This window comes from Chromobacterium sp. IRSSSOUMB001 (genome assembly GCF_023507765.1).
GTDB classification, from domain to species: Bacteria; Pseudomonadota; Gammaproteobacteria; order Burkholderiales; family Chromobacteriaceae; genus Chromobacterium; species Chromobacterium haemolyticum.
The window spans coordinates 1-6,391 of the sequence record NZ_JALCYU010000036.1; the positions used below are offsets into that span (position 1 = coordinate 1).

The following is a 6,391-nucleotide window of genomic DNA, read 5'->3' on the forward strand; positions in this document are numbered from 1 at the left end:
CGCCAATGCATGACTGACAACAATGCGCTCCTTACCCAATACACCATCTCGGTACGTTTCAGCCCAAGTGTGTAAAGTTTTATGCAACACAGAATGATCATGACTATCAGCAGGAACTTTGTAGAGAATGGGTGTAACACCCTTGGCTTCCCACTCAATAGTTTTGCTCCTCTCCTGCCCCGGCTCACAATCACCAAATGCCCAAGCCTGTGGTATGACTTCTCCCAGCATCCGATCGGCCGCCAGTGCATCCATCATATAGCGCAGCACTGGATCATTAATGCTGTATCCTACAAAACACACTACGTAATTACGGAACAACTCGCTCACGAAACGGGCTGCCCAACGCTCAGTGAGATAGGCCAAGCCAAAATCTCCGCTAGTGACAACCAGCCGGTTCAAGGCCATCTCATCGACTGTGCTGGGTAACAGACCATGCAGGTAGACCAGTCCGTTCCAACGGCTATTCTTCGGAACAGGCAGCATCGGCGCAGCATACGCCTGGAACACTTGGCCTGTTCGTTTGGCCGCAGCTTGAAACAAGCGGTCAAAGTTGGTAGTTACCAACCGAAGCGACCCCTCGCGGTTACGTGCCAACCGAAGTAAAGCTGCCTGCGTGTCCGTAGCTCCCTTGCGGCGTAATTTCGGTTTTAGTGCCTGCACCAATGCCCGACGTACAGCAAGGCGCTGTCCAGGTAGGCGCCGCTCTAATAGGTCGAGGGTGGCATCGAACTGGTTTAGATCCAAAGCCTTCCGCTCAATGTCATTGGGTACCGTGCCATTTCGCTGGTAAATATCGTCCACCAACCCTTTGAAGCCCGGCAAACCAGCAGGATAGGAAACACCTGCACCACAAAAAAACACGACACGCCCCTCCTCGTGTGCTTGTAAGAGCGCATCGGGTATATCAGGACCATGGGAAATGAATTGCAATTAATTCACCATCATTATTTTTTATGACTTTTTCATTTTATTGCTGTCCCCAGATTAATCTCAAGTAGGAATCAGCGCTGATAGAGAATACCGAGTACAGCCGTTAAGACTCACTTACCATCTCTATCCAAACAGCTACCCCAACAAGTCCACTCAACGCCTTATCATCACTTACTCCCGTCCAAGCCGCTCCAACATCTCCTGCCACAGCTCCCGGTACACCGGATTGCTGGCGCCTTCGCCATGCCCGGGGTTGTCGGCATTGGGGCGGCGTATCGGTTTGTTCAGCGCAAACTGGTGATCCGCCGGGATGCGCATGGCGTTGTAGGAGAGGCGGATGGCCGAGGCGAAGTTTTCCTGCACGTGATAGGTGCCGAACAATCTGTCCGGCGGCGTTGCGCCGGGGGAGGAGTACCAGGAGGCGATGCGGTTATTGGCGCGCATGTCCCAGCCGCCGGAAAAGTCGATCACGCCCCGGACCGCCACCCGCTTGGCGATGTAGGCGGCCATGCCGCCGCCTTGGGATTGCCCGGACAGCACGACCTTGCTCCAGTCTACGGCTTGCTGGTCCAGGTACTGTTCCCAACGACCTTGGGGGTCGGTTTTGACCAGGTAGCGCAGCAAAGCGGTCAGTCTATGAACAATGGCGTCCTTGGGTTTGTCCTGGATCAGCGCGGTGGTGTTTTCCCCAAAGGCGCGCTTTTGGCGCAGTTGTGCCGCGCAGTCCGGATTGGTCGCCAGCACCGGCCGGGTGCAAACCTGGGAAACCGCCGGCGTGTCGATGTAGGACAGGATGATGAAGCGGTAGCCCTGAGCCAGGGCGGTGTCGATGAAAGCCTGTTCGCCCACCACGGTGCGCGTGGTTTCGCCGCCGGTTCCGGGCAGAAAAACCAATAGCGGCGCGCGTCCGCCCCTCTCTGATGAAAAAACGATGTGCGGCCCGCTGTTTGCCACGATCCCGCCATCGGTGTCCGCGGGGAGAATGTCCTTGCGGACGGCGTCCGCCCATGCGGCCGTGGCGCTACTGAACAGCAGCGCGGCCGCGGCCGTCTTGCCGGCCCATTTGACCCAGTCTGTCATCGCACTCCTCGCATCTTGAATAAATAGATTGAATTGCCCCGACGGCCTGGGTTTGCATGAACCCTTGGCTAATTCTCTCAGAACCTGTTTACGATCTGCTACGCATCGGTAGGGGAATTGTGCGATGAGTACCGGCTTCGAAATGCTCATGTACCACGAGTACATTCCGCTTTCTCAGCCGCTTTCGCCTTGTCTCGTTCTTGCTCGCGAGATCGTAAACACGTTCTCAGACTCTACTCGCCATGCTCTGCGCGCAAAAGCGCGGCATGGCGGGTTTAGGCCAGGAGTTTGTTTACGATTGTTTCCATGGACAAGTTTAAGGTCTCGCGGACGAGGGTAAGACCAGACCAAAGCCGCTGAGCAAGCGGAAGGCACGCCCAGGGCGCTTGGCCCCGAGTCTTCATCAGGACTTCAGGCGCACGTCCCAAGGCACGTCCCGCACGCTGAGTATCCGGCAGGCGCCGGCGTCGGGATGGAGGGGGTTGAGCAGGTAGTTGTGGGCGTTGGGGGCCACTGCGCTGGGCACTTGCAACGCGGCGGAGGCCTGGCGTTGCAGCCAGTGATGGCCCAGGCTCTGGGTGAGCGCGGGCTGCAGGGTCCAATCCTCAGGCAGGCTGGCTTGGTCCAGCGTCTGCACTAGGCGGTCCGGCAGCTCCACTTGCAGCAGGGTGAAGGTGGCGGGCAGGATGGACACTTCCAGGTGCACCAGCGCTTCCAGCATGGCGCTGGCCGGGTGGTCCGCCAGGTAGACGATGGGCTGGCCGGCGGGGTGCCAGCGGCCGGGCCAGCGCAGCCCGCCCAAGCCCTTGAGATCGGCGTAGCGGCTGATGCGCCAGACGATCACGCGGCGTAGCCTTCGTTGGCTTGGGCGATCAGTTGTTCCACCAGCCGCGCGCCGGGCTCGGTATGGGCCATGTCCAGCGGCGATTTGCCCTCAAAGCGGTGCAGCGGCTTGCGCAGCCATTGGGCGGCGGCGTCCTTGTCGCCAAACAGATCTTCCGCCAGCAGCAGCAGCTTGGCCACGCGCACGCCGCGTTCGGATTCCTCGGTGCTCAGCGCCTGGCCCTTCTTGATGCGATGGGACAGGGTGCGCGGCGGGATGACGAACTCCAGTTCGCCACGGCTGAGGCCGGCGTCCACCAGGCGCTCCAGCATGCCGGTGTCCACGCCCAGTTCCACCACTTTGGCCACGTCGAAATCGTTGAGCATTTCCTGCCCCACCAACACGCTCAGTTCCTGCAACAGGCTGTGTTCCACCATGGGCGGGACCGGCGTTTCCGGCACGAATACTTGCAGCGTTTTCATGGTCCCTCCTTGGATTTGGCAATTTGCCCGTTAATTATCGGCATTTTGCTCAAACAAAACAAGGGCGTGGCTTGCCCGGCGGCGCCCAAGCCTTGCTCTAAATGCAACAGCGCATGCAAACCGGATGCTTTGATTGCGCCGGCCTGATTTTTGACGTTTGAAAACGGCAATGCGGATTTTATGCCTTTTACATTGCTGCGGACATGAAAAAACCTCATATCGGCCCCATGCCCGGCCTTTGTCCCCCGCCTTGCCCGGCTTGACCCGGCATACACCCTATGTTCCCGTTTTGCGATGCAAAAATAACCATTAGGACTATCTGTACGGCGTGAATTATGATTGCGCCTATTCAATGAAGTCGCTCCGCTTCCCCTTCGTCACGAGGAGAGGCGCTGGCATTGAAACACTCCGTCGTTCCGGCCTGTGGGCCCATTCCTGATGTTCCAGAGTCCCGGCCAAGCTGGAGTCCATGCCAGCACGAAGCGCTGCGTCTTCACACATTGATGCAATCGCCAATTCATATGCGTTTGCTATGAAAAAAGATGAATATCAGCACCAATGGGGGGCATTATGTTAAGTCAATTCACGATTGGCCAGCGCATCGCCGCGCTGGCGGGCAGCTTGCTGTTTGCCGTGGCTTTGGTGGGCGGTTCCGGCTGGTGGTCCTTGAACCAGATGGATGGCGAGCTGACCTCGCTGTTTGACCAGAAAATCGCGTTCCGCTACCAGATGAACGCCATGCAGAGCAGCATGCTTCACATCCGCCAGGATGAGAAGAACATCTTCATCAGCATCGGCAACCCGGACAATTCGGACCAGAGCATCCAGACCAACAAGCAGTTGCTGGACAAGCACATCGCCGAGTTCAAGAACCAGGCCGGCGCCGCCAAGTCCATGGCCATGGCGGCGGATCACCAGAGAACCTTCGACAGCATGCTGACCGGCCTCTCCGGCTACGAGCAGGGCATGAACGGTCTGTATCAGAAGATCGCCAGCGGCGAAATCAGCCGGGCCAATGTCGGCGACGCCGGCATCGCGCCGTTCAAGCCCAAGCTGTACGAGGCGCGCGACGCGCTCAACAGCCTGAGCAAGCTGGCCGACGAGTCCGCGCAGGCCGCCGAGGACGCGCTGGCGGTCAGCATGAAGAACACCCGCAACATGATGCTGACCATCCTGGGCCTGGCCCTGGTGCTGGGCGTAGCCCTGGCCTTCGCCATCGTCCGCTCCATCACCCGCCCCTTGCAAGCCATGCAGCAGACCATGCGCCACGCGGCGGAGAAGAACGATCTGACGGTGACGGTGGATCAGACCGGCCGCGACGAGGTCAGCGAAACCGGCCGCGCGCTGGCGCAGCTGCTGGGCAATCTGCGCGCCTTCCTGCAGCAGACCCGCGAGGACGCCAAGCAGGTGAACGACACTGCCCACGCGCTGTCCGGCGTGTCCAAGCGCATTGCCGAGGCGTCCCAGGTGCAAACCGACGCGTCTTCGTCCACCGCCGCCGCGGTGGAGGAGATGACGGTGAGCATCAACCTGGTGGCCGAGCACGCGGTGGAAATGGCCGGCGAGGCCAAGAGCAGCATGAACGAGGCGGTGAGCGGCAGCGAGGTGGCCGGCCAGGCCGCGCAGCAGATGTCCGAGATCGCCAGCGTGATCAGCCGCTCCGAAACCATCATCATTGGCCTGAACCAGCGTTCCGATGAGATCGGCAACATCGTGGACGTGATTCACGACATCGCCGAGCAGACCAATCTGCTGGCCTTGAACGCGGCCATCGAGGCGGCGCGCGCCGGCGAAACCGGCCGCGGCTTCGCGGTGGTGGCGGACGAGGTGCGCAAGCTGGCCGAGCGCACCGCGCAGGCCACCGGCGAAATCTCCGAAAAAATCAAGGCGGTGCAAGGCGACACCACCACGGCGGTGGCCAGCATGCGCGAGGCCACCGAGCGGGTGGAGGCCGGCGTGGCGCTGAGCGGCACGCTGTCCGAGCGGCTGGCGCAGATCCGGGTACTGTCCACCCGCCTGCTGGAGAAAACCAGCGAGATCGCCGAGGCGATGCGCGAGCAGAGCACGGCCAGCAACGACGCCGCCAAGAACGTGGAGCGCATCGCCAATATGGGCACGGAAAACGGCTTGTCGGTGGAGGAGTCCTCCGCGATGGCGCAGCAGTTGTCCGGCCTGGCGCATGGGCTGGATGCGGCGATTAACCGCTTCCGCGCCGATTAAATTAAGAACCTGTTTACGATCTGCTGCGCGTCGTGAAACGTGACACGGTGAGTACAGCTTCAAAATGCTCATGTACCACGTGTACATTCCGCTTTCTCAGCCGTTTTCGCCTTGTCTCGCTCTAGCTCGCGAGATCGTAAAAAGGTTCTTAAGAAGCTTCAGCCCTTGAACGCCTTCTAAAACCCAAGCTCTCAAACTTGAGGGCGCGTCCGGCTTGGTCCGGCCGCGTCCTCATGCCACAATCCGGGTTTTCGCCCGCCCTCTTCCCCACATGTCCGCCCTAGAACCGCTGTACGCGCCGTTCGCCGCCGCTCCCCCCGTGCTGCTGTGGCCGGCGCTGTTCCTGTTGCTGAGCCGCCAGTTGCGCCGCCGCGCGTGGTTCTGGCCCTATGTGGCGCTGTCGCTGCCGGGCACGGTGTTGCACGAACTCTGTCATTTTCTGGTGGGCTGGCTGCTGTGGGCGCGGCCCAGCCGCTTCAGCGTGTGGCCCAGCCGCAACGGCCGGCAACTGACGCTGGGCCAGGTGGGCTTCAGCCGGCTGACGTGGTGGAACGCGCTGCCCATAGGCATCGCGCCCTTGCTGTTGCTGCCGCTGGGCTGGGGCTTGCTGGCGCTGGCGGCCCGCTGGCCGTGGCTGAGTCCGGCCGCGGCCGGACTGGGCTTTCTGGCGGCGCAGTGCTGGGACGGCTGCCTGCCCAGCAGCACGGACTTGAGCCACGCCGGCCGCTCCGCGCTGGCTTACGGCGCGCTGGCCTGTATCCTGTTTGGCGCTTACGCGCTGCTGCATTACGGTTTCCGCGCGCTGGCCGGACAATAAAAAAACCGCCGGGAGACCGGCGGTTCTTAGCGGAGA

General features: G+C 60.8%; 7 protein-coding genes. 2 read left to right on the top strand and 5 right to left on the bottom strand.

Going from position 1 to position 6,391, the window contains the following annotated elements:
* The 5 genes from MOV80_RS23095 to MOV80_RS23115 form a co-directional block, all read right to left on the bottom strand.
* On the bottom strand, positions 1-933 hold a 933-nt coding region (locus MOV80_RS23095; RefSeq protein WP_249605544.1), incomplete at its 3' end, for an SIR2 family protein.
* Between the two features lie 171 nt (positions 934-1,104).
* Positions 1,105-2,013, bottom strand: coding sequence for a hypothetical protein (locus tag MOV80_RS23100; RefSeq protein ID WP_205422988.1), 909 nt, complete (start codon positions 2,011-2,013; stop codon positions 1,105-1,107).
* A 403-nt stretch (positions 2,014-2,416) separates the two neighbouring features.
* Positions 2,417-2,857, bottom strand: coding sequence for an RES family NAD+ phosphorylase (locus tag MOV80_RS23105; protein ID WP_019102539.1), 441 nt, complete (start codon positions 2,855-2,857; stop codon positions 2,417-2,419).
* Positions 2,854-3,318 carry an antitoxin Xre/MbcA/ParS toxin-binding domain-containing protein gene (locus MOV80_RS23110; protein ID WP_118267018.1) on the bottom strand — a complete coding sequence of 155 codons (465 nt, stop codon included), beginning with the start codon at positions 3,316-3,318 and terminating at the stop codon, positions 2,854-2,856. The genes MOV80_RS23105 and MOV80_RS23110 overlap by 4 nt, the downstream gene beginning before the upstream one ends.
* Complete coding sequence (locus MOV80_RS23115; protein ID WP_162897025.1) at positions 3,315-3,536, bottom strand: hypothetical protein; 222 nt, start codon at positions 3,534-3,536, stop codon at positions 3,315-3,317. Before MOV80_RS23115 ends, MOV80_RS23110 begins: the two co-directional genes overlap by 4 nt.
* Positions 3,537-3,888: 352 nt before the next feature.
* On the opposite strand from MOV80_RS23115, the gene MOV80_RS23120 reads away from it, so the two are divergent.
* Together MOV80_RS23120 and MOV80_RS23125 are read left to right on the top strand one after the other, a co-directional pair.
* Positions 3,889-5,538: a methyl-accepting chemotaxis protein gene (locus MOV80_RS23120; RefSeq protein WP_162897024.1), complete on the top strand. Its 1,650-nt coding sequence runs from the start codon at positions 3,889-3,891 to the stop codon at positions 5,536-5,538.
* A 271-nt stretch (positions 5,539-5,809) separates the two neighbouring features.
* Complete coding sequence (locus MOV80_RS23125) at positions 5,810-6,355, top strand: hypothetical protein (protein ID WP_118267014.1); 546 nt, start codon at positions 5,810-5,812, stop codon at positions 6,353-6,355.
* The last annotated feature ends 36 nt before the right edge of the window (positions 6,356-6,391 follow it).

Excerpts from the sequence above, each read along its gene's own strand:
- MOV80_RS23100 (WP_205422988.1), bottom strand. The coding sequence starts at position 2,013 with ATGACAGACTGGGTCAAATGGGCCGGCAAGACGGCCGCGGCCGCGCTG.
- MOV80_RS23110 (WP_118267018.1), bottom strand. The coding sequence starts at position 3,318 with ATGAAAACGCTGCAAGTATTCGTGCCGGAAACGCCGGTCCCGCCCATG.
- MOV80_RS23115 (WP_162897025.1), bottom strand. The coding sequence starts at position 3,536 with ATGAGGTTTTTTCATGTCCGCAGCAATGTAAAAGGCATAAAATCCGCA.
- MOV80_RS23120 (WP_162897024.1), top strand. The coding sequence starts at position 3,889 with ATGTTAAGTCAATTCACGATTGGCCAGCGCATCGCCGCGCTGGCGGGC.
- MOV80_RS23125 (WP_118267014.1), top strand. The coding sequence starts at position 5,810 with ATGTCCGCCCTAGAACCGCTGTACGCGCCGTTCGCCGCCGCTCCCCCC.